The organism is Agrilactobacillus fermenti, from assembly GCF_047943045.1.
GTDB classification, from domain to species: domain Bacteria; phylum Bacillota; class Bacilli; order Lactobacillales; family Lactobacillaceae; genus Agrilactobacillus; species Agrilactobacillus fermenti.
Genome location: NZ_CP181347.1, coordinates 646,167 through 669,217 on the forward strand (window position 1 = coordinate 646,167; position 23,051 = coordinate 669,217).

Consider the following 23,051-nt stretch of genomic DNA (forward strand, 5'->3'; position numbering starts at 1 on the left):
TCTGCTTTTTAAATCGATGTTTTTGTCAGTTGTTTGGTTATGCGCTCTTGATGATTCTTGACAATTAATTTGGAAATAGCAGTCGCCATATTTTGGTTTTTTAAAATAGGGCCATGCGCGTAACTCCCAATGGTGTTTTTATAATGTAAGCCTTCAACGCCGTCCTCAGGATTGTTGCCGTAACCTTGAATGACTTTTCCTAGTGGCTTTAATTTATCAGGATCATCAAAATAGGTCCGGCCACTGTGGTTTTCGAAGGCCCGGACTTTACCAAAAGCCGTATCAAATTCTGTATCACCGATCATGCGGCTATCGGCTTTAAAGACGGTGTGTAAAGGCAAGATACCTAAGCCTTTAATGACCGTTCCCTCAGCGGTTTTATAGTAATCACCGAGTAATTGGTAGCCGCCGCAGATGGCCAGCATAGGCTTACCAGTTTCAATGTAATGAGCTAAGGTGGCTTTATGCCGCAGTAAGTCTTTAGCAACAACGGTTTGCTCGAAGTCTTGGCCGCCACCAAAGAAAAGAAAGTCATAAGTTTCAGCGTCAAAATCATCTGTGAGGCTGATATTGGTCACAGTTACCTGGTAATCTTGTTTTTCAAGCAGATAACGTAAGATCTTAACATCGCCGCTATCCCCATAAGTATTCATGAGATCTTCGTATAGATAAGCAATTTTTATGGGTGCAGCTTTTACTGGATCAGTCATTGATAACATGCCTTCTCTCATAGAAATAATACAAGTGTGAAATAATACAAGTGTCTAAAATATAGAGTTATTTTACCCTTGTTTGCCCACTAGTGTCCAATACCAAGAATTTGTTGGATCAATTGTTCAGTTAATAACGGTGTCTGATGAACGATCCATTGAGCAACGGAGGATTGCTGTAACACTTGATGCATGGTTGTTAATGGTAGTAGCGTAAGGGTCCACAGCACTATGAAGAGGCCAAAGTAACCCAATACTAATGCAAGCAAACCACCAGCTAAGCCATTCGTTTGATGCACAACAGGCAGCCAAGTGATTGCTTTTGAAGCTCGAGCTAGCCAAATGATCAAGAAGTTACCCACTGCCAGAATGAAATAAAAACTGATGATATGGGTCACATAGGTCACAATAAAATTAGGATTAAATAATTGAAAGAAATTGGCAATACCTTGACTAAAGTCCGTATTATAACGATAGGCAATCAAAAAGACGAGTAACCCGCCAAGTGTATAGATCAATTGTTTGATAAAACCACGGTGGTAGCCGTGAAAAAAAGCACCGATCAATAATAGAATTAAAAAAATAGACAGAATCATCATGCTAGTCCTTTCGCATGTTTCTGTCTAAATTTTAACAATATAATTGGTGCGGCGCATCAACCCAAAGATGTAGCTTAGTTAAACTTTGCGGCCCATTTTTTAGCTGAGGTAACGGCTTGAGCTTCTAATTTTGCCCAGTCATCATATTGAGAGAGTTCAATGACTTCTTCATCGTCACTATCATTAAACGTACTTTTGTTGTTCACAATAATGGTATATTCGTCAAAGTGGAAACGATCATCGCGGTGACGTACTTGAAGTGTAAAGAAAGCAGCTTCATAATTGGCTGTATTATCTGCTTCTTGGTAGAGAACTTGTAGTTCACGTTGACCATCGTCAAATTCGACAACTTTTAATGCTTGCCATAAATGTTGGTAATTTGTGTGTAATTCTTGTAATTGAGCATCAGATAATTCTTCATCATAAGTTACTTTTTTCCCTGCGAGTTCCATCCAAAGACTTCCTTAATCAATATATAAAACACTAATCTAATCATAGAATGAACTCATATAAAGTCAAGGTACAATAAATAATTCTTAACACCTTGCATGAATTATTAAGATAGTTTAAAGTTATTGAGGACGTGAAACATCGATGTTTCACAAGTAAAGTTTGGAGGCCCATGATGTCCCCGGAAACATTTAGAACAATTTTAGCACAGCAATTTCAAATTGAAGTCTCAGACACGCAATTACAGCAGTTTGAGACATATTTTAATTTTTTAACAACTCAAAACAAAGTTGTTAATTTAACGGCAATCACGGAAAAAGAAGCCGTTTATTTGAAACACTTTTTTGATTCAGTGACACCGCTGCTCTATCTTCCTGAACTTTTTACGAGTAATAGTCGTATTTGTGATATCGGTGCTGGTGCGGGTTTTCCATCCTTACCTTTAAAAATCCTGCGGCCGGACTTAAAAATCACGATCATTGATTCGCTAAATAAGCGTATCAATTTTCTCGGTGAATTGGTGGCTCAGCTTAACTTGAGTCAAGTGACACTAAAACACGGCCGTGCCGAAGACTTTGCGCGTAAGGGACAACCGTTGCGGGAAAGCTTTGACCTAGTGTTAAGCCGTGCAGTGGCCCAATTACCAATCTTAAGTGAATTTTGCTTACCCTATGTTCAACCAGAAGGCTATTTTTTGGCATTAAAGGGTCGTCAAGGTGCTGATGAATTGACTAAAAGCCGTTTTGCTATCGCCACGCTAGGTGGTAAGTACATTAAGACAAAGTCATTTACATTACCTGACTCTGATGAAGCTCGGGATATCATTGTGATTCAAAAACGAAAGCAAACACCAAATCGATACCCTCGTAAAGCAGGTATGCCAGCTAAACAGCCATTGATTCAATAAGCGTCATATATCGGGAGGTGCATTATGGCATTTGCGTCATTTTTTGGTAAGAATCGTAAAAATAAATCAGATAATGAACTGAAACAAGTTCAAGAATTACCCGTGGCAGCAATTGTACCCAATCGGTATCAGCCACGTAAAGTATTTAAGGCTGACAGTATCAACGAATTAGCTGAGACAATTGAAAGCCATGGCTTATTGCAACCAATCATCGTGCGTGAATATGAGCCGGATAAGTATGAGATCATTGCAGGTGAACGGCGTTTTCGAGCCGTTGGTAAACTTGGCTGGGAAAAGATTCCAGCAATTGTAGATAAAATGAGTGACGCTGAAACAGCGGCGATGGCATTGATTGAAAATTTACAACGTGAAGAACTGACACCGGTAGAAGAAGCTCAAGCTTATCAAGAGCTATTAACTCAGGGACAGATGAAACAAGGCCGGCTGGCTGAAGCGTTAGGCAAGAGTCAGTCGTTTATCGCCAATAAATTGCGATTATTAAGGTTATCTCAGCCAGTAAAAGAAGCAATTATCAATGGCGAACTCAGTGAACGACATGGCCGAGCACTTTTGCGTTTGAACGAGACAGATCAGCAGATCGCACTTCACAAAATATTAAGTGAAGCGTTGAATGTCAAAGAAACAGAAAATTTAGTAGAACAAACGATAAATCCTCAAACAACGCTACAGCCACTATCAGAAAGTGAACTAGCAGCTATGCAAGTTTCAAATCAAGCTGAATCACCGACAAGTCAACCGGCCAATTTAGATACGCTCAACACAACGCATCGTGTATCTGATGAAGAGGCGCAAGGATTCACACCGCAAACAACGACTAAGACCGCACATAAACCCAAAATTTCTGGCAAGTCTAAAGATCCGAAAGTAGCCATCAATACCTTGCGTCATTCGTTAAAATTGATCCAAGATGCTGGGTTGCCGGTCGAAATAGATGAAGATGATGGTGCAGATAGTTATACGCTTAAAATTAAGATCAGTAAGCGAGGCGGGGCAAAATGACACGTGTGATTGCGATTGCAAACCAAAAAGGCGGCGTGGGTAAGACCACCACGACGATTAATTTAGGGGCTAGTTTGGCTAGTGATGGTCAAAGAGTACTTATCGTTGATACCGATCCTCAAGGTAATGCGACCAATGGCTTAGGTATCGATAAAGGTAAAATCGAACATGATATTTATCATATTTTGATTGATGAATATCCGCTTGAAAAGACAATTCAAACAACACAACATGAAAATCTGGATGTTGTACCAGCAACAATTCAATTAGCTGGGGCCGAGATCGAGCTCGTTTCACAGATGGCTCGCGAGACACGTTTGAAATTAGGTTTAAAAAAAGTTAAAGCACAGTATGATTTTGTTTTGATTGATTGTCCGCCATCATTGGGGCAACTCGCGATTAATGCTTTTACTGCCAGCGATTCAATTTTGATTCCCGTACAAAGTGAATACTATGCTTTAGAAGGCTTGACCCAACTATTGAATACGATCAAGTTGGTTCAAAAGCATTTTAATCCAGATCTAGCGATTGAGGGTGTGGTCATGACGATGTACGACGCTCGAACAAATCTGGGAACACAAGTTATTGCTGAAGTGCGGCAGTTCTTTGGTGACAAGGTATATGATGTGGTAATCCCACGAGTGACTAAATTGGCGGAAGCACCAAGTTATGGTTTGCCGATTATTGATTATGATCCTAAATCCAAGGGCAGTCTGGTTTATAACGAGCTTGCAAAGGAGGTGCTGAAGAATCATGGCTGAAAGGAAAAAAGCTCTAGGTCGAGGAATAGATGCTTTATTTCAAGATTTTAATGGGGAAACGACACACGATCAGGAGACGGTTGAGACATTAGCGTTAAGTGAATTACGGCCTAATCCCTATCAACCAAGACGAGATTTTGATGAAACGGCGCTTCAAGAATTAACCGCTTCAATCAAAAAGAGCGGTGTTTTTCAACCGATCATTGTACGGAAGAGCATCCAAGGCTATGAAATTATTGCCGGTGAGCGGCGCTTTCGAGCAAGCAAGTTAGCGGGTAAAACAACAATTCCAGCTATTATTCGCGACGTCAGTGAAGATGAAATGATGGAAATCGCTGTACTGGAAAATTTACAGCGTGAAGATCTCACGCCAATCGAAGAAGCTTTGGCCTATGAAACTTTGATCAAAAAATTAAATTTGACGCAAACGGAAGTATCTAATCGTCTGGGCAAGAGTCGACCCTATATTGCCAACTATTTGCGCTTGTTGACCTTACCAGAAGCCACTAAGCGGCTTTTACAAGCCAAACAGCTATCCATGGGTCAAGCACGTACACTGCTTGGCCTGAAGAATAAGGCCCAAATTGATGCATTAGCGCGGCGAACCATCAAGGAATCTTTGACTGTACGCCAACTTGAAAAAATCGTGAATGCACTGAATGAAGAAAAGGCATCTAAGCAAGTCATCAAGAAACCAGTCAAATCAACCTTTATTCGCGCAACAGAGCAGCATTTAGCCGATAAGTTTAATACAAAAGTAACCTTAGCAGAACAAAAAGATGGTAAAGGTAAAATTGAGATCGGTTATTTATCTACTGAAGATTTAAATCGAATTTTGGATATTTTAAACGTTTCTTTAGATTAATAGTAGTCAATCATGGACTTTTGCTTTATGCTAGATTTTGACACTTTAAGGAGGACTCGAATGTTTGCATTAGGTGATATCGTAATGATGAAGAAACAACATGCATGCGGGACCAATCGGTTTGAGATTATTCGGATGGGCATGGATATCCGTATCAAATGTCTTGGCTGTGGCCATCTAGTTATGATGCCAAGAAAAGAGTTTCAAAAGAAGATGAAATCAATATTAGTCAAGGCTGATGCGGTGACGGCGGACGAAGTGAACTATCAAGATGTCTTACATCGGCCACGTCCAGATGAATTATTATAAAATAATGTATTAGAAAGTGAGTTTTTAAACATGGCATTAACTGCAGGTATTGTCGGATTACCCAATGTCGGAAAATCGACGTTGTTTAACGCAATCACAAAAGCTGGCGCTGAAATGGCTAACTATCCTTTTGCAACAATTGATCCTAATGTGGGGATGGTTGAAGTACCCGATGAACGTTTGGCTAGAATTGATGAATTGATCCCAGCTAAGAAAATCATTCCTACGACCTTTGAATTTACCGATATTGCGGGTATTGTTAAAGGTGCCAGCAAGGGTGAAGGTTTAGGAAATAAGTTTTTAGAGAATATTCGCCAAGTTGACGCGATCGTTCATGTGGTTCGAGCATTTGATGACGATAATATTACGACGGTTTCGGGTAAAGTTGATCCGTTAGAAGATATTGAAACAATTAATTTAGAGTTAAGCTTAGCTGATTTAGAAAGTGTCAATAAACGCTACGCAAAAGTAGAGAAAGTTGCGCGTACTAAAGATAAAGATGCCATGGCTGAATTTGCTGTCTTACAAAAGATCAAGCCAGTACTAGAAGATGGTGGCAGTGTCCGTAGTATTACGTTTGATGAAGACGAGCAAAAAATTGTAAAGGGGCTATTTTTATTAACAGCTAAGCCGGTAATTTATGTCGGAAATATTGCTGAAGCTGACATGGCCGACCCAGATGCCTCCCCTTATTATCAACAGATCAAAGACTTTGCAGCGCAAGAAAATGCGGAAGCCTTGGCAATCTCAGCTAAAACTGAAGAAGAAATTGCAGAACTGGATGATGCAGATAAAAAAGATTTTCTAGAAGCAGAGGGCGTTAGTGAGTCTGGTTTAGATCGCTTGATCAAAGCTTCCTATCATTTACTTGGTCTAGCAACTTTCTTTACCGCTGGCGGCAAAGAAACACGTGCTTGGACTTTTAAACGTGGTATGAAAGCACCACAAGTGGCAGGTATTATCCATTCTGATTTTGAACGTGGCTTCATTCGGGCGGAAGTGATGTCTTATACTGATTTAGATCAATTAGGTAGTGCCCAAGCAGTCAAAGAGGCTGGCAAACTAAGACTTGAAGGTAAAGAATACTTGGTACAAGATGGCGACATTATTGAATTTAGATTTAACGTGTAAAAATAAGGATGACAAGTGAGGTGGCTTCAGTGGATAACCGTGAAAGAAACCAAAAGGCGGCAGAAAAACAGCAACATGTTAAAGCGGTAGAAGAAAAGGTAACATCGACAGTTGCGGAAGTGAGCCAAGCACCGTTACAACAACAAATAGATGCCTTAACAAAACGCAATCGAGAATATGTTTACCGGTTGCGTAAGGCTTTAACAGCAGGCGGCATGTCAGAAACGGAACAAAATACCAAATTACAAGCACTATTGCCAGAAATCTTAATGGCACAACAAAAAGGTCAACCGGCAAATCAATTGTTTGGGCCGCCAGTTGCTAAGGCGGACAGTATTATTAATGCGCCTAAGCCACCTAAAGTTGTTAAGCTATGGATGAAAATGGTGGACTCAACGTTGTTATTTGGTGTTTTTATGTTTGCTTTAGCGGCTATTTCGCTCTTTACTAATAAAAACGTCAATCCAAATCAATTGCGTTCGTTTGGCATCGTCAATTTAATCATTATTGCCCTCATTGCTGGGGTTGGGTTTACTTGGTTACAGGAGAAAATATCTGCGCCTAAAGCCAAACGATTGCCAATGTGGCAGTTGATTATTTTATCTGCTTTAGTTGTGATCGGGATGTTTGTTTTGGTAAGTGTAAGTGCCATGTTACCACCTGTAATCAATCCGGTTCTACCAGCAGTCGCTGATGTAATTATCCTAGCAGTTCTGTTTGGCGTACGGTATCTTTTTCGGAGAAAATATGGTGTTACTGGTGGTATGTTCAGCACACCACGGCCAACGACCGACAATCGGTCTAAATCGTAAACTGAGAAAATTGCCATAAATTACGAACGTCAATTTGACAATATGTGATTTTAATGAGTTTTTTGATATAAAAAAGGACATTTATACTTTAATTTTGATGAATGTTTGTATTTTTAGCGTAGAGGTATTGACTACCTCTATTTTTTTTGTTATTTTATTCAACAACACAAATCTGGAGGTCTTGCCACATGTCAAATTGGGATACAAAGTTTCAAAAAGAAGGATTAACTTTCGATGATGTCTTATTGGTTCCGGCCGAAAGTCATGTTTTGCCGCATGATGTTGATTTATCCGTTCAATTAACGGATAATATCCAGCTCAATGTTCCAATTTTAAGTGCCAGCATGGACACGGTAACTGAAGCACCAATGGCGATTGCGATGGCACGGCAAGGTGGCCTTGGCGTCGTTCACAAAAATATGAGCATTGAAGCACAAGCTGACCAAGTCCTCCAAGTTAAGCGCTCAGAAAGTGGTGTCATTAGTGATCCGTTTTTCTTGACAGCGGACCGTCCCGTTAAAGATGCCGAAGCCTTGATGGCTAAATATCATATCAGCGGTGTCCCAATTGTTAATGATCCTGAAACACGAAAATTAGTTGGTATCGTGACTAACCGAGATTTAAGATTTGTTTCTGATTATAATCAACCGATTCAAGGGGTAATGTCTAAAGATAAATTAGTTACGGCACCAATTGGAACTTCATTAGATGAAGCTGAAATTATTTTGCAGCGGCATCGGATTGAAAAATTACCTTTAGTGGATGACAGCGGTCGTTTAAGTGGTTTGATCACAATCAAAGATATTGAAAATGTCAAGCAATATCCTAATGCTGCCAAGGATGTGCATGGTCGTTTGTTAGTTGCCGCAGCAGTTGGAGTTACTAGTGATACATTTGAACGCGCAGAAGCTTTATTAAATGCTGGTGCTGATGCGATCATTATCGATACCGCTCATGGGCATTCGGCAGGTGTTTTACGCAAAATTACTGAAATTCGCGCCGCTTTCCCGGTAGCAACATTGATTGCTGGTAATGTTGCCACTGCTGAAGGCACAGCGGCCTTATTCGATGCAGGAGTGGATGTCGTTAAAGTGGGTATTGGCCCTGGCTCTATTTGCACCACGCGAATCGTCGCTGGTGTCGGTGTACCACAAATAACTGCTGTTTACGATGCAGCGAGTGTTGCCCGAAAACGGGGTAAAGCAATTATCGCCGATGGTGGGATCAAATACTCTGGTGATATCGTTAAAGCTTTAGCTGCTGGCGGGACTGCAGTTATGCTAGGCAGCATGCTGGCTGGTACGGATGAAGCACCAGGTGAATTTGAAATTTATCAAGGCCGACGCTTTAAGACTTATCGTGGTATGGGCAGTCTTGCTGCGATGTCGCACGGTTCTTCAGATCGCTACTTCCAAAGTGGTGTGAATGAAGCCAATAAACTTGTCCCTGAAGGTATTGAAGGCCGCGTTGCCTATAAGGGTCACTTATCTGATGTGATTTATCAAATGGAAGGCGGTCTACGTTCCGGGATGGGTTATGTTGGCGCTAAGACCGTTTATGATTTACAAGATAATGCTCAATTTGTTCGTATTACTGGTGCCGGGTTACGTGAATCACATCCGCATGATGTACAAATTACCAAAGAAGCACCTAATTATAGTCGCCAATAATCTTTAAGTTAGTATTAGAGAGCGTGAGACAAAAGGCGCTCAGCACCTGAGCACTAACAAGAATTGCGAAAAATATTGGGCTTGCTATTTGAGCCATTCGTGGTTAGGTGAGGGTGCTGCCTTTTGGAACACGTCTAAAATTTAATTGTTTGCAAACAACATAGAGAGCTAGAAATAAAACGTTGGTTTTGTTTTTGGCTCTCTATTTTTGTGTTTAGCACGGACTTTTCAAATACTATCTATCCAAAATAAGCTTTAGTAACTAAATTGTAATACTATTTTTTACGCCATGTAATATTTATAGTGTATTGTAGTCTATGGAATATAAAGTACATATTTCCATTAAGTAAACAATCATCTAGTTGTGATTAAAATCAAGGGCAGGAGGTAGTTATGACACAACAGACTTCAAATCATAAATCTAAATCATTGGTGACTAAAATCGGTGTTGCATTGATGGCAATGGGTTCAGTTGCACTTTTGAGTGCATGCCAGAGCAATGTAACTAAAAGCAGTCAGAGTTCTGAAAAGTCTTCCAAAGTTAGTTCAAGTGAAAAGAGCAGTTCTGTAAAAAAGAATCGAGCTAAATCTGAAACAACAACGACAACATCAAGTTCTGAAGTTTCAAGTACAACCAGCTCAGATACAAATTCTAGCCAAACATCAGCTTCGACACAATCGACGACTTCACAGGCAAGTCAGACGAGTGCCGCAAGTAGCAGTCAAAGTGTTCAAATTACAAGTGGTGATCAAGCGGCGGAATATTTGAAGAGCCAAGTTGACAGCCAGTATCAAAACGTTGCTGGTGGTCAGACACTTTATGGATTTACCAACGAAACCACCTACCAAGGCCAAAAAGCTTACCGCGTTGAAGTTGGTAAGAATAATGGTCGCTCGACAATCGCCGTTTATGATGTTTTAACAAACGGCCAAGTTGTAAAAGTCAATAACTAATAACGAGGAAAGAAAATGAAATTTAAGAAATTTAAGATTGTAACACTATTTACACTGGCGCTCTCCTTAGTCAGCGGCGCAATTGCTGGTGCAGCACAAGTTCAAGCCAGTGATTTTCCAAAGTTTGCGGACGTGGCGAGCTACCAAAGTTCTGATGAATATTACTTCAAAAACTTAGCTACGGGTAATGTATCCGGTGTTGTTGTCAAATTAACACAAGGTAGTACTGATGGTGATAACTATATCAATCCTAAAGCTGGGGCACAGATCAAGAGTGCTAAAGCAGCTGGTATGAAAGTTAGTTTGTATCATTATGCAAAATATAATGGCAGTGCCGATGCTAAAGCAGAAGCTGATTTCTTTGCAAATGCGGCCACACGTTATGGCTTAGATAAGAATACGGTCATGGTTGCCGATGTAGAAGATTCGAGTTTAACAAATCCCTATGCAGATACGGTTACTTTCCAAAATGAACTAGCTGCGCGTGGTTTTAATAACCAAGTTGTTTATTCAATGGCTTCATGGTTCTGGGCTAATAAGTTACCACGTAATTATCCAATTTGGGTAGCGAACTATGGTGTGAGTCAACCTGGCGTTGATAATGCAGCAGCATGGCAATATACGTCTAATTACAACGGAATGAGCTTGGATATGAGTTATGACTTCACTGGCTTATTCACGAATAATAGTGTTTCACAAGCACCAGCTGGTAACAAGAGCGTGGTAACAGCGTTAAGTCGTTGGAATGGTGTGAATGCTGTTCATAAAGATGGTTCATTTGCCCAATGGCTATACCCTGATTCTCAATGGGTCAACTGTGGTGAAACAACGATCAATGGTCAAACAGCTTACCAAATCGGTAATGATGTTTATATTTATGCCGGCGACACACATTAATCACATTAATTGAATGAATTTAGTTAGAGCGATTGTATGGTACCTCTGTTGGTATCTACAGTCGTTTTTTTAATTGCCAATCTTAGTGAATCTTAACAATTTTGTGCCAAAGTTTGGTAAGATTAGAGGTAAAGTATCAACAATCTGCCATGAATTTCAAGGAGTAAGCTATGAAAATATTGATTGTAGATGACGATAAAGAAATCGTTGAATTGTTAAGTATCTATGTTAAAAATGAAGGCTATGAACCAATCACAGCCTATTCGGGTAAAGAGGCGCTTTCTCGACTAGCCACTAATCCAGATATTAAATTAATGATTCTAGATATTATGATGCCAAGTATGAATGGGATTGATGTGATCAAAGAAGTCCGTAAAGATTCGCAAATACCAATCATCATTGTTTCTGCTAAAACTGCCGATATGGATAAAATTCAAGGGCTGATCACAGGTGCGGATGATTATGTTTCTAAACCTTTCAATCCACTAGAAGTCATGGCCCGAGTCAAATCACTGCTACGGCGTAGTGAGCAGCAAGTGCCAACTCAAGTACCGGATACATTAGAAGTTGGGCCATTAACCATCAAGAAAGATTCTCATGAAGTCATTACTTTGACCGGGAAAAATATTCAATTGACAGCTTTAGAATTTGGCATTTTGTATTTATTAGCCAGTCATCCCAATCGAGTTTTTTCTGCGGATGAAATTTTTGAACGTGTATGGCAACAAGAAAGCGTTGTTTCTGCTAAAACGGTTATGGTGCACGTGAGCCATTTACGGGATAAAATTGAAGAGGCGACTGGCGGTGAAAAGGTGATTGAAACGGTTTGGGGCGTGGGCTATAAAGTTGCGGGATAAAACAAATCGTAAAGTGAATCGTAAAACAACGACCAAAATTAGATTAACTGGCGCTGAGGTTAGTGAACTCATCTTTGAAGGTATCGTTACTTTTTTGATTTTACTTGCCTTAGAGATTGCGTTAATTCTCTTGTTAAATCAAGGTTTTATTATTAATCGAAATTTAGATTCCAGCGTGTCTTTTTTAAGAGATCTTATTAGTATACATAATGCCAATGTTCAGTTCTGGGGCTGGAATCAGATCTTTTTATTGATTTTAGTTGTCATTGATGTTTTGGTTGTTTATTGGCGGATCATGCGGCGGTTTCACCAAATTGAAATGCGACACGTGATCTCGGAGTTGCATTATATTGCTGATAATCATTTTGACCATCGTATCACGTTTAAAGTAAATCCAGAATTGGAAAAAGTGGTCTCTAGTATTAATGCGTTGGTAGATAGTACCAATCGGAGCATTGGAGAAGAGCGGCGGATCGAGAAATCTAAAGATGAATTGATCACCAATGTCAGTCATGATATTCGCACGCCACTAACGTCTATTATTGGTTATTTGGGATTAATTGAAGATAAACAGTTTAAGAATCAAGAGGAACTGCTGAAGTATACGCATACAGCTTTTGAGAAATCAAAGCAAATGAAAGTTTTAGTTGATGATTTATTTGAATTTACGAAAATCCAGCAAACCGCAACGACATTAAATTATATGTCTACTAATATGACCAATATGCTGGCGCAGTTAGCAGCAAGTTATGAATTAGAAGCCCAAAAACAAAAGATCCATATTTTGACGCAGACACGACCAGATCCTTTGATTATGGATGCTGACCCAGAAAAGTTAAGTCGCGTATTTAATAATTTGATCATCAATGCATTCAAGTACGGCCAAGATGCTACCAAATTACTGCTGCGTGCGCGCCAAGTGGGCACAGAAGTTATTATCCAAGTGACAAATAACGGTCAGCCTATTCCGGAAGCATCATTAGCGCATCTTTTTGATCGTTTTTATCGTGTTGAAAGCTCACGGTCCCATGAGACTGGGGGCAGCGGCTTGGGGCTTGCGATTGCTCAAAGTATTGTTGCTTTGCATGGCGGTTTTATTTATGCAGTATCTGATAAAACTCGAACTTCTTTTGTGATCCATTTACCACTGAAACGTGGGGCGCGATTACGGCCGAGTACTAATGTTAAAACAACGGATCAAGCTTATTTATCAAATTTGAATTGAGGGTGCGAACACCATATATGAAACAAAAACGAATTTTAGAGCTAATTATTGCCAGCTGCTTCCTGATTGTGACATTGATTGGTTCCAGCCAACAAGTTTTTGCCGATACACCTAATGATTTCAATATTGGTAGTTATCAAGCGGATGCAAAGGCGGCTGTGGTGTTAGATGCTCAAAGTGGACAAGTGCTATACGCAAAACAAGCTCATGAGGTATTGCCAGTTGCTTCAATGTCGAAAATGTTGAGCTTGTATCTGGTACTCCAGGCTATTCATCAAGGCCGAGTGCAATGGTCAGATACGGTGGTGCCCAATGAAGCTCAGGCGAATTTGAGTAAGCAGACAGAGTTATCTAATGTTCCATTGACGGCAAATACGGCTTATACTGTGGCTGACCTTTACCAAGCATCGTGGATTTATTCAGCCAATGTGGCCGTCATGCTGCTGGCCCAAAAAGTTGCTGGGTCTCAGGAAGCGTTTGTACAGCAGATGAATGCACAGTTGCAAAGATGGGGCGTCAAAGATGCCCAAATCGTTAATGTGAGTGGTTTAAATAATGATTTATTAGGTGATTTGCAGACAAATGGTACAGCACCACATGCAGAAAATGGGTTGTCAGCTTATGAAGTAGCTTTGATTGCACAGCACTTGCTACAGGATTATCCCGAAGTATTACAAACAACTAAGCTAGCAAGTGCAACTTTTGCTAAGGGCCAAGCCGACCAGACCGACATGAAAAATTGGAATTTATTATTACCTGGAAACGCATTAGCTGATGACAATTTACCAGTTGATGGTTTGAAAACAGGGACAAGTGATGCAGCTGGTGAATGTTTTACGGCAACCTTACCAGTTGGTAAACGGCGCTTGATCAGTGTGGTCATGAATGCCCATGGTGCATCTGCTGACAAGAGTAAACGCTTTGTAGCAACTAAAAATCTATTGACTCAGGTCTTAGATCATTGGCAATATCAAACTTTAACGACTAAAAATCAAGCATTGCCGGGACAGCCACGGCTTCAGATTAAAAATGGGGTGCAGCAACATGTTACCTTAGTTGCTAAGCAGAATTTTTCTTTGTGGCAGCCTAAAGCTGAGCCAGCTCAGGGCCATGTTCAGCTAAACAAACGTGTTGTTGAGGCGCCGGTCGCTAAAACAAAAATTGTGGGTTATTTTCAATTAGGCAATCAAGCACACTTTGTATCAAATCCGGCCTCAATCCAAATCGGAACTAGAACAAAAGTTCAGCGCTTACCTTGGTATCAAATATTTTGGCGGCAACTGCAAAGTATTTTTTAAAATTGAATCGTTAAATAAGAAAAACTGCTATACCTCAATCATGAAGAGGATATAGCAGTTTTTTTGTATGTAAGGCAAATGATACAAATTTAATGAGATAGAATCAAAGCTATGTTTTGGTTACCATTATATAGTAATTATGATTGAAAGCGATTTTAAAAACAACTGTTGCTGTATCGAGAGTGATAGGATATATATTTCCACGGCATATGACTATTACAATTTCACTGAGAAGACTATAATAGAATTATATTCAAATAAAGTTGGGTCGTTGCAGGCTTAATTATTAAAATTTTAATAGTGAAACGTTGATTTACATGTCTGTTACATAAGTGTTGTATAATTATCTTGTAATGTTACCGCTATCAGCATTAGGGGGAGTTTAATGGCTAAAGAGACCTTTGAAAAGCGTGCTTATTTATTTAATACTGGGGCATATTTTGAAAGTTATGAATTTTTAGGGTGTCATCAAGTTGATCAAGGCTTTCAGTTTAATGTTTGGGCTCCACATGCCAAGCAAGTTTATTTAGTTGGGGATTTTAATCATTGGTCCCAAGAGCTGCCAATGAAATTAGTAGCTGGGACTGGTATTTGGACGGTAACTTCCGAGTTGCCGAGAGTTAATGATTTATATAAATTTGGAATTCAAGCACAAGATGGCAGTTATCAATTAAAAGTCGATCCTTACGCTTTTGGTTTTGAGCACAAACCTGGGAATGGTGCCGTCGTTTTGCCTAGACCACATAAGATTTGGCATGATGCGGATTGGCTTAAACAGCGGCAATTGCATAAACCTTATCAGGCGCCAGTCAATATTTATGAAGTTCACCTGGGCTCTTGGCAGCGTCACGATGATGGTAGTTATTTGACCTATCGCGAGATCACTGAGCAGTTGATCCCATATGTTAAAAAAATGCACTATTCCCATGTGGAGTTCATGCCATTAATGGAACATTTGCTGGATGCGTCTTGGGGTTATCAGCTCATGGGGTATTTTGCTCCAACCAGTAGATTTGGTAGCTTAGTTGATTTTTTAGACATGATTGATGCTTTTCATGCCGCGGGAATCGGTGTCATTATGGATTGGGTGCCTGGACATTTCATTCGTAATACTGACGCACTAGCCCAATTCGATGGGACGCCCACTTTTGAATACGCTGATTTTAATCGGGCAAATAACGTCCGCTGGGGTAGTTGGAATTTTGATTTGGGTAAAACCCAAGTTCAAAGCTTCTTGATCTCTAGTGCGATGTACTGGCTGGATTATTGTCATTTAGATGGGCTGCGCGTGGATGCTGTATCAAACATGCTTTACCTAGATTATGACGCTGGTAAAGAAGGCACTGTCAATCAGTACGGGGATAATGGCAATCTTGAAGGTCAAGCGTTCATTAAAAAGTTAAATACCACCGTTTTTAGATACCATCCTGATATTTTGATGATTGCTGAAGAGTCCTCGGCTTTTCCCAAAGTGACAGCACCCGTTGATGAAGGTGGGCTGGGATTCAACTATAAGTGGAATATGGGTTGGATGCATGATACTTTAAAATTCTTTGAAATGGATCCACTGTTTAGACACGATCATTTCAATTTATTAACCTTTTCATTTTTGTATATGTATGATGAGCAGTTTATCTTGCCGTTTTCTCATGATGAGGTCGTTCATGGCAAGCAGTCACTAATGCACAAAATGCCAGGTGATCGGTATAACCAATTTGCCAATTTACGGACAATGTTGGTATATATGATGGCTCACCCAGGTAAAAAGCTGTTATTTATGGGCAGTGAATGGGGTCAGTTCTTGGAATGGCGCTATTGGAGTGCGCTCGAGTGGGTGGACTTAAATGATGAAATGAATCATAAAATGCAGCAGTTCACACGCAAATTGAACGCCATTTATCATCAAGAAAAAGCTTTTTGGCAGCTTGACCACGATCCTAAAGGTATCAATAGTACCAATGCAGATGATCCAAATTCGTCAACTTTAGGTTTTATCCGACTAGGAAAAGCCACAACAGACTTTTTAGTTTTTGCTTTTAATTTAGTGCCGGTGGAAAAACAGCATTTTCGGATTCCGGTGCCTTATGCTGGAACTTATACAGAGTTATTGAACACAGAGATGCAGGATTTTGGCGGTACTTGGACTAAGGGACAGGGCACTTTTGAAACAACCGGACAAGGCTATAGAAGTGAACCAGAGTCTATTGAAGTTATTTTACCGGCCATGAGTGCATTGATCATTAAACCTAAAGCTTTAATTTTGTAATGATCAGGATAGGTTTTGTACAAAGGAGGAAAGGGTTCATCCCGCAATTATGAGTACAGAAATGTTAGCAATGATTTTAGCTGGTGGGCAAGGCTCACGTTTGGGAAAATTAACTAAGTCGACGGCCAAACCCGCCGTACCATTTGGTGGCCGTTATCGGATCATTGATTTTGCGTTAAGCAATTGTTTCAATTCAGGTGTGAATACCGTTGGGGTAGTCACTCAATACCAGCCCTTAGAATTAAATGCCCATATTCAAAATGGGGCTAGTTGGGGTCTCGATGAAAAAAATGCCGGTGTCACTGTTCTACAGCCATTTGCATCCCGGGAAGGTGAAAAATGGTTTGAAGGGACCGCACATGCCATTTATCAGAATATGGACTATATCGACTTATATTCACCTAAATATGTGTTGATTCTATCTGGGGACCATATTTACAAAATGGATTATGAAGCGATGTTTAATTATCACAAAGCTAAAAAGGCTTCTTTGACAGTTGGTGTTTTACCGGTTTCCATGGCTGAAGCACCCCGATTTGGCATTATGAATACTGACGAAACCGAGCGGATCATTGAATTTGAAGAAAAGCCAAAACAGCCTAAGAGCAATTTAGCTTCAATGGGGATTTACATTTTTAATTGGCCAACATTGAAAAAATATTTGATTGACAGTTATGCGACGGATATGAAGATGGAAGACTTTGGGAAAGATGTGATTCCAGCATACTTAGCACACAATGAACCAACCTACGCATATGCTTTTCATGGTTATTGGAAAGATGTTGGCACGATTCAAAGTTTGTGGCAAGCTAATATGGAGTTCCTTGAACCTAATAATGAATTGAATATTGGTGATAAAGAGTGGCGGGTATATTCGCGTAATGATGCTTTACCACCAATGTACATTACTAAATCAGCACGCGTAAACAATGCAATGGTTGTGGATGGCTGCTATGTAGCTGGTGATATTGAACATTCAATTTTATCTCAGAATGTCAAGGTGGGGGCTGGCTCTGTGATTCGCGATTCCATGATCATGCCCAATGCGGTAATTGGTAAGAACGTCACGATTGATCATGCCATTGTTGGCGAACGTGCAATTATCGGCGACGGTGCGAATGTAGTTGGCACTGAAGATGATATAGCAGTCGTCGGTTATCAAGAAGTGCTAGGAAAGGCGGTCGACAAAGGATGAGACAAAATATTATTAGTGCCATTGTTGATTTGAATGAACCAGATGAGGCTTTAAGACCATTGACCAGTAATCGTCCGGTTGGCACATTGCCATTTGCTGGCCGTTATCGTTTGATTGATTTTCCACTATCAGCCATATCAAATGCTGGTATTCGGGATGTAGCCATGTTCTTACCTAAAAGTGGCCGTTCTGTTCAAGATCATATCCGCAGTGGCAATTCTTGGAACCTAGATACGATTACAGGCGGCATCTTTACCTTCCCATACGTGGCTGAAAAAGATTATTCTGACCCAGTTAATCGCAAACGTTACTATGATGACTACTTAACTTTTTTACGCAAATCAGATTCACGCTACACAATTGTCATTGGTGCGGGGAATGTTGAAAATATTAACGTTGAGGAAGTTTTACAGTTTCACGTCGATGGTAATAATCCCATTACGGTCTTGTATAAGCGGCAGGAGCCTGAAACAGTTGCGCCAGATGAAGCAGCCTTAAACATATCTGAGGCTGGCGATGTGACCGCAATTTTGAAGGCTAAAGAAGTGACACCGGATGCCGTTAACCATATGCTGCCAATGAATATGGGCGTTTACCTCATGCGGACGAGTTTATTTATTGAGCTGATGCAAAATGCCAGCGAGCAAGATACTTATGCCAGTCTACAGCAGATCTTGAGTGAAGCCGTAGAAGTTTATAATGCTAACGCTTATGAATATACGGGTTTCTACTCTAAGATCGACACGGTCAAACGTTATTTTGATGCCAATATGGCTATGCTGGATGAAGCCAATTATCAAGCTTTATTATTTAGTCAGCGGCAAATATTTACGAAGAATAAAAATGAGATTCCGACCTTTTTTGCGAAGAGTTCGATCGTAAATACAACGCTTTTGGGTACAGGTAGCCGCATTGAGGGCCGAGTAGATAATTCGGTGATTTTCAGAAGTGTCAAGATTGACCGTGGCGCTGAAGTGGCGAACTCGGTCATTATGCAAAACTGTAAAATTGGGCCTGGATCGCATGTGAAGTACGCCATTTTGGATAAGGGTGTTGTGATTGGCGCGGGACTAAAAATTGAAGGGACACCAGAACAACCCATCATTTTTGCAAAAGGAGCCTCAATATTGCATGAAGCGGATATTGATAAGGGGGTGCAACGATAATGAAAAAAATTTTATTTGCGGCTGCAGAAAGCGCCCCATTTTATAAAACGGGTGGGCTTGGAGATGTTATGTTTGCATTACCAAAAGCCTTAGTCAATCAGGCATATGATGTCCGTGTTGTTTTGCCTTACTATCCTCGAAAAATGCCGGAAGCTTTTGTGAATGAGCTGCAGGATGTCACGCATTTTACCGTTCGTGTGGGTTGGAAGAATGAGTATGCGGGCGTCAAAATGCTGCATCGTAATGGTGTAACCTATTATTTTATTGATAATCTAACTTACTTTGATCGAGATGGTTTATACGGTTACCCCGATGATGGCGAACGCTTTGGCTTTTTCCAGATGGCGGTCATTGAAATGCTGGAGAAGATTCAGTTTATCCCTGATATTTTACATTTGAATGATTGGCATACGGCGTTTATTCCCGTGTTGTTAAAAGACAAATATGCTTGGATTGATGCTTTACGTCATATTAAAACAGTTTTGACGATTCATAATCTTAAATTTCAAGGTATCTATGATCCTGTTATTTTAGATAGTATCTTTGGGATTGGACGTCAGTATTTCAATGAATCTGGGTATAAATATTATGATACGGTGAATTTCATGAAAGGCGGTATTGAATTTGCTGATAAAGTGACGACTGTTTCACCGTCATATGCTCAAGAAATTCAAACACCTGAATATGGTGAAGGCTTAGATGGGGTTTTACGTGCTAATAGTTATAAATTAGCTGGCTTCTTAAATGGCATCGATACGCAAGTTTATGATCCGGCAACGGATAGCAATGTCCGGTACAATTATGACCTTGCTAATTTAGATAAGAAAAAATTAAATAAGCGCTACCTTCAAGAGTTAGTGCATCTACCGCAAAGAGATGATCCGCTCTTTATCGTGATCTCACGCTTAACGCGGCAAAAGGGCATGGATCTTTTGTTACAAACATTGGATAACTTTTTAGTACAGCAGAATGTTCAAATGGTTTTGTTGGGGACAGGTGATCAAGATCTAGAAGCAGATTTCAAATGGATGCAAGATCGCTATCCAGCACAGTTATCTACGAATATTCGGTTTGATGAGAAGTTTGCCCAGCAGATGTATGCCGGTGCTGATTTTATTTTGGTACCCTCTGCCTTTGAACCTTCAGGCTTATCACAAATGATGGGCATGCGGTATGGGACAGTGCCAATTGTCCATGAAACTGGGGGATTAAAAGATTCAGTACAACCCTTTAATGAATTTGAAGATACTGGGACTGGCTTTGGCTTTGTCAATTATGATGCCGCAACTTTAGGTAAAATAATGACCTATGCGCATCAAATTTATACACAGCAGCCAGAGGCATTCCAAAGGATAATTAAACGAGATATGACAGCTGACTTTTCTTGGCGTAAATCAGCGCAATTGTATGTTGGTCTATATAATGAATTGTTACACGCATAGTTTTTTTGCGGGAAAGTACACGGTGTTTAATCTTGAAAATTACGGAAGAAAAGTTTATTAAAGATTACCAAGATCGTATGATGGCTATGTATTCTATGGCTATTCCAGAAGCAAGTAAAGCCCAGCAATATCGTGTTTTGGCCAGCGTTGTTCGTGATTATTATGCTAAAGACTGGCAACAAACACGCACAAAATATGAGAAGCAGGATCGCAAGCAAATTTACTACTTTTCAATTGAATTTCTACCGGGCCGTTTTTTAACACAAAATATGTTGAATCTCGGCATCACCGATGTGGTTTTATCAGGACTACAAAAATTGGGCCTTAAATATAATGAAATTGCTGGGCGTGAGCCGGATCCTGGTCTGGGTAATGGCGGTTTAGGCCGCTTAGGGTCAGCCTTTTTAGATAGTGCGGCTTCAGAAGGTGTTGCCTTGAATGGCAATAGCATCCGCTATCAGTATGGTCTATTTAAACAAGATTTTGTGAATGGCTATCAAGTTGAATTACCAGATGATTGGTTGCGTAATGGCAATGCTTGGGAAGTTAGAAAAGAAAATCGCGCTTGTGTCGTTCATTTTGGTGGCAACGTCTGGTTAAAAGAAGATAGTTTAGGCCATTTACGTGCTGTTTATGAACATACCAACGATGTGATTGCTGTGCCCTACGATATTGGCATTGTTGGCTATAAAAATAATGTGGTGAATACGATGCGCCTTTGGTCAGCTGAATTGCCTTTTAATGCTGATCAACGGTATACATTAGCTGAGAAACAACAAGTGAATGATATTACGGAAGTTTTGTATCCAGATGATTCCAATTATGAAGGCCGCTTATTGCGATTGAAGCAAGAATACTTTTTCGTGTCGGCGGGGATACAGAGTATTGTGCGCGCATATCGTAAAACTCACCGAAATTTCAATGAATTTAGTCAAAAGGTTGGGATTCACATCAATGATACCCATCCGGCTATGGCCGTTGCAGAATTGATGCGTATCTTAATGGATGAGGAATTTCTTGGCTGGGATCGTGCTTGGAATATTACCACGCAAGTCATGTCTTATACCAATCATACCTTATTGGCCGAAGCTCTAGAAACTTGGCCGGAAGATATGTTTGCCAAAACAGTGCCGCGGATCTATCAAATTATTCAAGAGATCGATCATCGTTTCCGGCAAAAGATGGTCCCAATTCACGGAGCTGAACTCGTTAGTTCAGTCGCACCTATCCAAGATGGACAAGTGCGGATGGCCTATTTAGCTGTTATTGGCAGTCATAGTGTCAATGGTGTGGCTAAATTGCATACTGAATTGCTGCAAAGTAGTGTTTTAAATGGGCTTTATCAAATTTACCCGGAAAAATTCAATAATAAAACCAATGGTGTGACTATGCGCCGGTGGTTATTGGTTGCTAATCCACGACTGAGTCACTTGCTAAATGAAGCTATTGGTACGGATTGGCAACGCCACCCAGATGCCTTACGTGCATTCAAAGTCCTCACTCAAGATAAAACCATTTTGCAAAAACTAGGTGATGTCAAACATAAAAATAAACGGGAATTAGCGACTCAAATTCAAGAACAGTTAGGAATCAAAGTCAATACGCACGCCTTATTTGATGTTCAAATCAAACGGCTGCATGCTTATAAGCGGCAGTTATTGCATGCCTTATATATCATTGATGAATACTTGCAAATCAAAGATGGCAAAAAATTAACGGTTCCGCGAGTACACATTTTTGCGGCTAAAGCAGCGCCAAGCTATTATTATGCTAAGGAAATCATTAAATTGATCAATGCTTTAGCTGATTTGATCAATCATGATCCTGAAGTTAATAACCAATTGAAAATCGTATTCATTCCCAACTATGGTGTATCTATCGCCGAGAAAATTATTCCGGCTGCTGATGTAAGTGAACAAATCTCTTTAGCTGGTAAAGAAGCCTCGGGTACGAGTAACATGAAACTAATGGCAAACGGTGCGATTACATTAGCAACTTTAGATGGGGCTAACATTGAAATTAAAGATGCTGTCGGCTCAGACAATATTGTCACTTTCGGTATGACAGTAGATGAAGTTGAAAACTTTAATTTCTATCAGTCTGCACAAATCTACAAGACGAATGCGCGCATTCATCGGATATTGGATACTTTGGTCGATGGCACGATTCCAGATATTACTACTGAAGGTCGCGATATCTTCAATTCCTTGGTACAGTACAATGATCAATATTTTGTATTAGCGGATTACGATAGCTATGTACAAGCCCAAGAAAAAATTAGCCAACTTTATCAAGATCGTTATGATTGGTATCAAATGAGTGCTCAAAATATTGCTGCCAGCGGTCGGTTTGCTTCTGATTACACGATTCAGAGATATGCTGAAGATATTTGGCACGTTAAAATTGAAGATCCGGCTGAATAAAGATGGCTTGAGTGTTCCAAAAGGCGTTGCCTTTTGGAACACGTTTAAAGTTTAATTGGTCGCAAACAAATAGGTGGCTGAAAACAAAACATTG

The 23,051-nt window shown here is 40.2% G+C and carries 21 protein-coding genes; 18 read left to right on the plus strand and 3 right to left on the minus strand.

Annotated elements, in window-relative coordinates; translation table 11 throughout:
* Positions 1 to 8: 8 nt before the first annotated feature.
* The 3 genes from ACNAN0_RS03130 to ACNAN0_RS03140 form a co-directional block, all read right to left on the minus strand.
* On the minus strand, positions 9 to 710 hold the full coding sequence (locus ACNAN0_RS03130; RefSeq protein ID WP_416353839.1) for a type 1 glutamine amidotransferase: 702 nt from the start codon (positions 708 to 710) through the stop codon (positions 9 to 11).
* Between the two features lie 89 nt (positions 711 to 799).
* A complete protein-coding gene (locus ACNAN0_RS03135) occupies positions 800 to 1,309 on the minus strand; it encodes a CvpA family protein (RefSeq protein ID WP_416353840.1) in 510 nt (169 codons plus the stop codon).
* Positions 1,310 to 1,383: 74 nt separating this feature from the next.
* Positions 1,384 to 1,761 carry a hypothetical protein gene (locus tag ACNAN0_RS03140; RefSeq protein WP_230912736.1) on the minus strand — a complete coding sequence of 126 codons (378 nt, stop codon included), beginning with the start codon at positions 1,759 to 1,761 and terminating at the stop codon, positions 1,384 to 1,386.
* Positions 1,762 to 1,934: 173 nt separating this feature from the next.
* Between ACNAN0_RS03140 and rsmG the strand changes: the two genes are divergently transcribed.
* The 18 genes from rsmG (at position 1,935) to ACNAN0_RS03230 (ending at position 22,957) form a co-directional block, all read left to right on the plus strand.
* Entirely contained in the window at positions 1,935 to 2,666 is a 732-nt protein-coding gene (gene rsmG, locus ACNAN0_RS03145; RefSeq protein WP_416353841.1) for a 16S rRNA (guanine(527)-N(7))-methyltransferase RsmG, read from the plus strand.
* 24 nt (positions 2,667 to 2,690) lie between these two features.
* The gene (locus tag ACNAN0_RS03150) at positions 2,691 to 3,686 is read left to right on the plus strand and encodes a nucleoid occlusion protein (RefSeq protein ID WP_416353842.1); all 996 of its coding nucleotides are present in this window, start codon (positions 2,691 to 2,693) and stop codon (positions 3,684 to 3,686) included.
* Positions 3,683 to 4,447, plus strand: a complete 765-nt coding sequence (locus ACNAN0_RS03155; RefSeq protein WP_230912733.1) for a ParA family protein — start codon at positions 3,683 to 3,685, stop codon at positions 4,445 to 4,447. Before ACNAN0_RS03150 ends, ACNAN0_RS03155 begins: the two co-directional genes overlap by 4 nt.
* The gene (locus ACNAN0_RS03160) at positions 4,440 to 5,312 is read left to right on the plus strand and encodes a ParB/RepB/Spo0J family partition protein (protein ID WP_230912732.1); all 873 of its coding nucleotides are present in this window, start codon (positions 4,440 to 4,442) and stop codon (positions 5,310 to 5,312) included. Before ACNAN0_RS03155 ends, ACNAN0_RS03160 begins: the two co-directional genes overlap by 8 nt.
* Before the next feature lie 60 nt (positions 5,313 to 5,372).
* A complete protein-coding gene (locus tag ACNAN0_RS03165; protein ID WP_230912731.1) occupies positions 5,373 to 5,621 on the plus strand; it encodes a DUF951 domain-containing protein in 249 nt (82 codons plus the stop codon).
* Positions 5,622 to 5,651: 30 nt separating this feature from the next.
* A complete protein-coding gene (gene ychF, locus ACNAN0_RS03170; protein WP_230912730.1) occupies positions 5,652 to 6,752 on the plus strand; it encodes a redox-regulated ATPase YchF in 1,101 nt (366 codons plus the stop codon).
* Positions 6,753 to 6,781: 29 nt separating this feature from the next.
* Entirely contained in the window at positions 6,782 to 7,564 is a 783-nt protein-coding gene (locus ACNAN0_RS03175; RefSeq protein ID WP_230912729.1) for a DUF1129 domain-containing protein, read from the plus strand.
* 188 nt (positions 7,565 to 7,752) lie between these two features.
* On the plus strand, positions 7,753 to 9,234 hold the full coding sequence (gene guaB / locus ACNAN0_RS03180; protein ID WP_416353843.1) for an IMP dehydrogenase: 1,482 nt from the start codon (positions 7,753 to 7,755) through the stop codon (positions 9,232 to 9,234).
* Positions 9,235 to 9,627: 393 nt separating this feature from the next.
* Positions 9,628 to 10,188, plus strand: a complete 561-nt coding sequence (locus ACNAN0_RS03185) for a hypothetical protein (RefSeq protein WP_416353844.1) — start codon at positions 9,628 to 9,630, stop codon at positions 10,186 to 10,188.
* Between the two features lie 15 nt (positions 10,189 to 10,203).
* Positions 10,204 to 11,085 (plus strand): GH25 family lysozyme, encoded by an 882-nt coding sequence (locus tag ACNAN0_RS03190; protein WP_416353845.1) that lies wholly within the window; start codon positions 10,204 to 10,206, stop codon positions 11,083 to 11,085.
* 170 nt (positions 11,086 to 11,255) lie between these two features.
* Positions 11,256 to 11,942, plus strand: a complete 687-nt coding sequence (locus ACNAN0_RS03195) for a response regulator transcription factor (RefSeq protein WP_230912725.1) — start codon at positions 11,256 to 11,258, stop codon at positions 11,940 to 11,942.
* Positions 11,932 to 13,167: a sensor histidine kinase gene (locus tag ACNAN0_RS03200; protein WP_416353846.1), complete on the plus strand. Its 1,236-nt coding sequence runs from the start codon at positions 11,932 to 11,934 to the stop codon at positions 13,165 to 13,167. The genes ACNAN0_RS03195 and ACNAN0_RS03200 overlap by 11 nt, the downstream gene beginning before the upstream one ends.
* A gap of 17 nt (positions 13,168 to 13,184) precedes the next feature.
* Positions 13,185 to 14,465 carry a serine hydrolase gene (locus ACNAN0_RS03205; RefSeq protein ID WP_416353847.1) on the plus strand — a complete coding sequence of 427 codons (1,281 nt, stop codon included), beginning with the start codon at positions 13,185 to 13,187 and terminating at the stop codon, positions 14,463 to 14,465.
* A gap of 385 nt (positions 14,466 to 14,850) precedes the next feature.
* Positions 14,851 to 16,731: a 1,4-alpha-glucan branching protein GlgB gene (glgB, locus tag ACNAN0_RS03210; protein WP_416353848.1), complete on the plus strand. Its 1,881-nt coding sequence runs from the start codon at positions 14,851 to 14,853 to the stop codon at positions 16,729 to 16,731.
* A gap of 49 nt (positions 16,732 to 16,780) precedes the next feature.
* A complete protein-coding gene (locus ACNAN0_RS03215; RefSeq protein WP_230912721.1) occupies positions 16,781 to 17,926 on the plus strand; it encodes a glucose-1-phosphate adenylyltransferase in 1,146 nt (381 codons plus the stop codon).
* Positions 17,923 to 19,092, plus strand: coding sequence for a glucose-1-phosphate adenylyltransferase subunit GlgD (gene glgD / locus ACNAN0_RS03220; protein ID WP_416353849.1), 1,170 nt, complete (start codon positions 17,923 to 17,925; stop codon positions 19,090 to 19,092). The genes ACNAN0_RS03215 and glgD overlap by 4 nt, the downstream gene beginning before the upstream one ends.
* A complete protein-coding gene (glgA, locus tag ACNAN0_RS03225) occupies positions 19,092 to 20,534 on the plus strand; it encodes a glycogen synthase GlgA (RefSeq protein ID WP_416353850.1) in 1,443 nt (480 codons plus the stop codon). Before glgD ends, glgA begins: the two co-directional genes overlap by 1 nt.
* A gap of 32 nt (positions 20,535 to 20,566) precedes the next feature.
* The gene (locus ACNAN0_RS03230; RefSeq protein ID WP_416353851.1) at positions 20,567 to 22,957 is read left to right on the plus strand and encodes a glycogen/starch/alpha-glucan phosphorylase; all 2,391 of its coding nucleotides are present in this window, start codon (positions 20,567 to 20,569) and stop codon (positions 22,955 to 22,957) included.
* Positions 22,958 to 23,051 lie beyond the last annotated feature (94 nt).

What these genes read in the sequence shown, in the direction of transcription:
- ACNAN0_RS03130 (WP_416353839.1), bottom strand. Translation starts at nt 710, where the DNA reads ATGACTGATCCAGTAAAAGCTGCACCCATAAAAATTGCTTATCTATAC.
- ACNAN0_RS03135 (WP_416353840.1), bottom strand. Translation starts at nt 1,309, where the DNA reads ATGATGATTCTGTCTATTTTTTTAATTCTATTATTGATCGGTGCTTTT.
- ACNAN0_RS03185 (WP_416353844.1), top strand. Translation starts at nt 9,628, where the DNA reads ATGACACAACAGACTTCAAATCATAAATCTAAATCATTGGTGACTAAA.
- ACNAN0_RS03155 (WP_230912733.1), top strand. Translation starts at nt 3,683, where the DNA reads ATGACACGTGTGATTGCGATTGCAAACCAAAAAGGCGGCGTGGGTAAG.
- ACNAN0_RS03215 (WP_230912721.1), top strand. Translation starts at nt 16,781, where the DNA reads ATGAGTACAGAAATGTTAGCAATGATTTTAGCTGGTGGGCAAGGCTCA.
- guaB (WP_416353843.1), top strand. Translation starts at nt 7,753, where the DNA reads ATGTCAAATTGGGATACAAAGTTTCAAAAAGAAGGATTAACTTTCGAT.
- ACNAN0_RS03165 (WP_230912731.1), top strand. Translation starts at nt 5,373, where the DNA reads ATGTTTGCATTAGGTGATATCGTAATGATGAAGAAACAACATGCATGC.
- glgD (WP_416353849.1), top strand. Translation starts at nt 17,923, where the DNA reads ATGAGACAAAATATTATTAGTGCCATTGTTGATTTGAATGAACCAGAT.
- glgB (WP_416353848.1), top strand. Translation starts at nt 14,851, where the DNA reads ATGGCTAAAGAGACCTTTGAAAAGCGTGCTTATTTATTTAATACTGGG.
- ACNAN0_RS03195 (WP_230912725.1), top strand. Translation starts at nt 11,256, where the DNA reads ATGAAAATATTGATTGTAGATGACGATAAAGAAATCGTTGAATTGTTA.
- ACNAN0_RS03205 (WP_416353847.1), top strand. Translation starts at nt 13,185, where the DNA reads ATGAAACAAAAACGAATTTTAGAGCTAATTATTGCCAGCTGCTTCCTG.
- ACNAN0_RS03150 (WP_416353842.1), top strand. Translation starts at nt 2,691, where the DNA reads ATGGCATTTGCGTCATTTTTTGGTAAGAATCGTAAAAATAAATCAGAT.
- ACNAN0_RS03160 (WP_230912732.1), top strand. Translation starts at nt 4,440, where the DNA reads ATGGCTGAAAGGAAAAAAGCTCTAGGTCGAGGAATAGATGCTTTATTT.
- rsmG (WP_416353841.1), top strand. Translation starts at nt 1,935, where the DNA reads ATGTCCCCGGAAACATTTAGAACAATTTTAGCACAGCAATTTCAAATT.
- ACNAN0_RS03140 (WP_230912736.1), bottom strand. Translation starts at nt 1,761, where the DNA reads ATGGAACTCGCAGGGAAAAAAGTAACTTATGATGAAGAATTATCTGAT.
- glgA (WP_416353850.1), top strand. Translation starts at nt 19,092, where the DNA reads ATGAAAAAAATTTTATTTGCGGCTGCAGAAAGCGCCCCATTTTATAAA.
- ACNAN0_RS03190 (WP_416353845.1), top strand. Translation starts at nt 10,204, where the DNA reads ATGAAATTTAAGAAATTTAAGATTGTAACACTATTTACACTGGCGCTC.
- ychF (WP_230912730.1), top strand. Translation starts at nt 5,652, where the DNA reads ATGGCATTAACTGCAGGTATTGTCGGATTACCCAATGTCGGAAAATCG.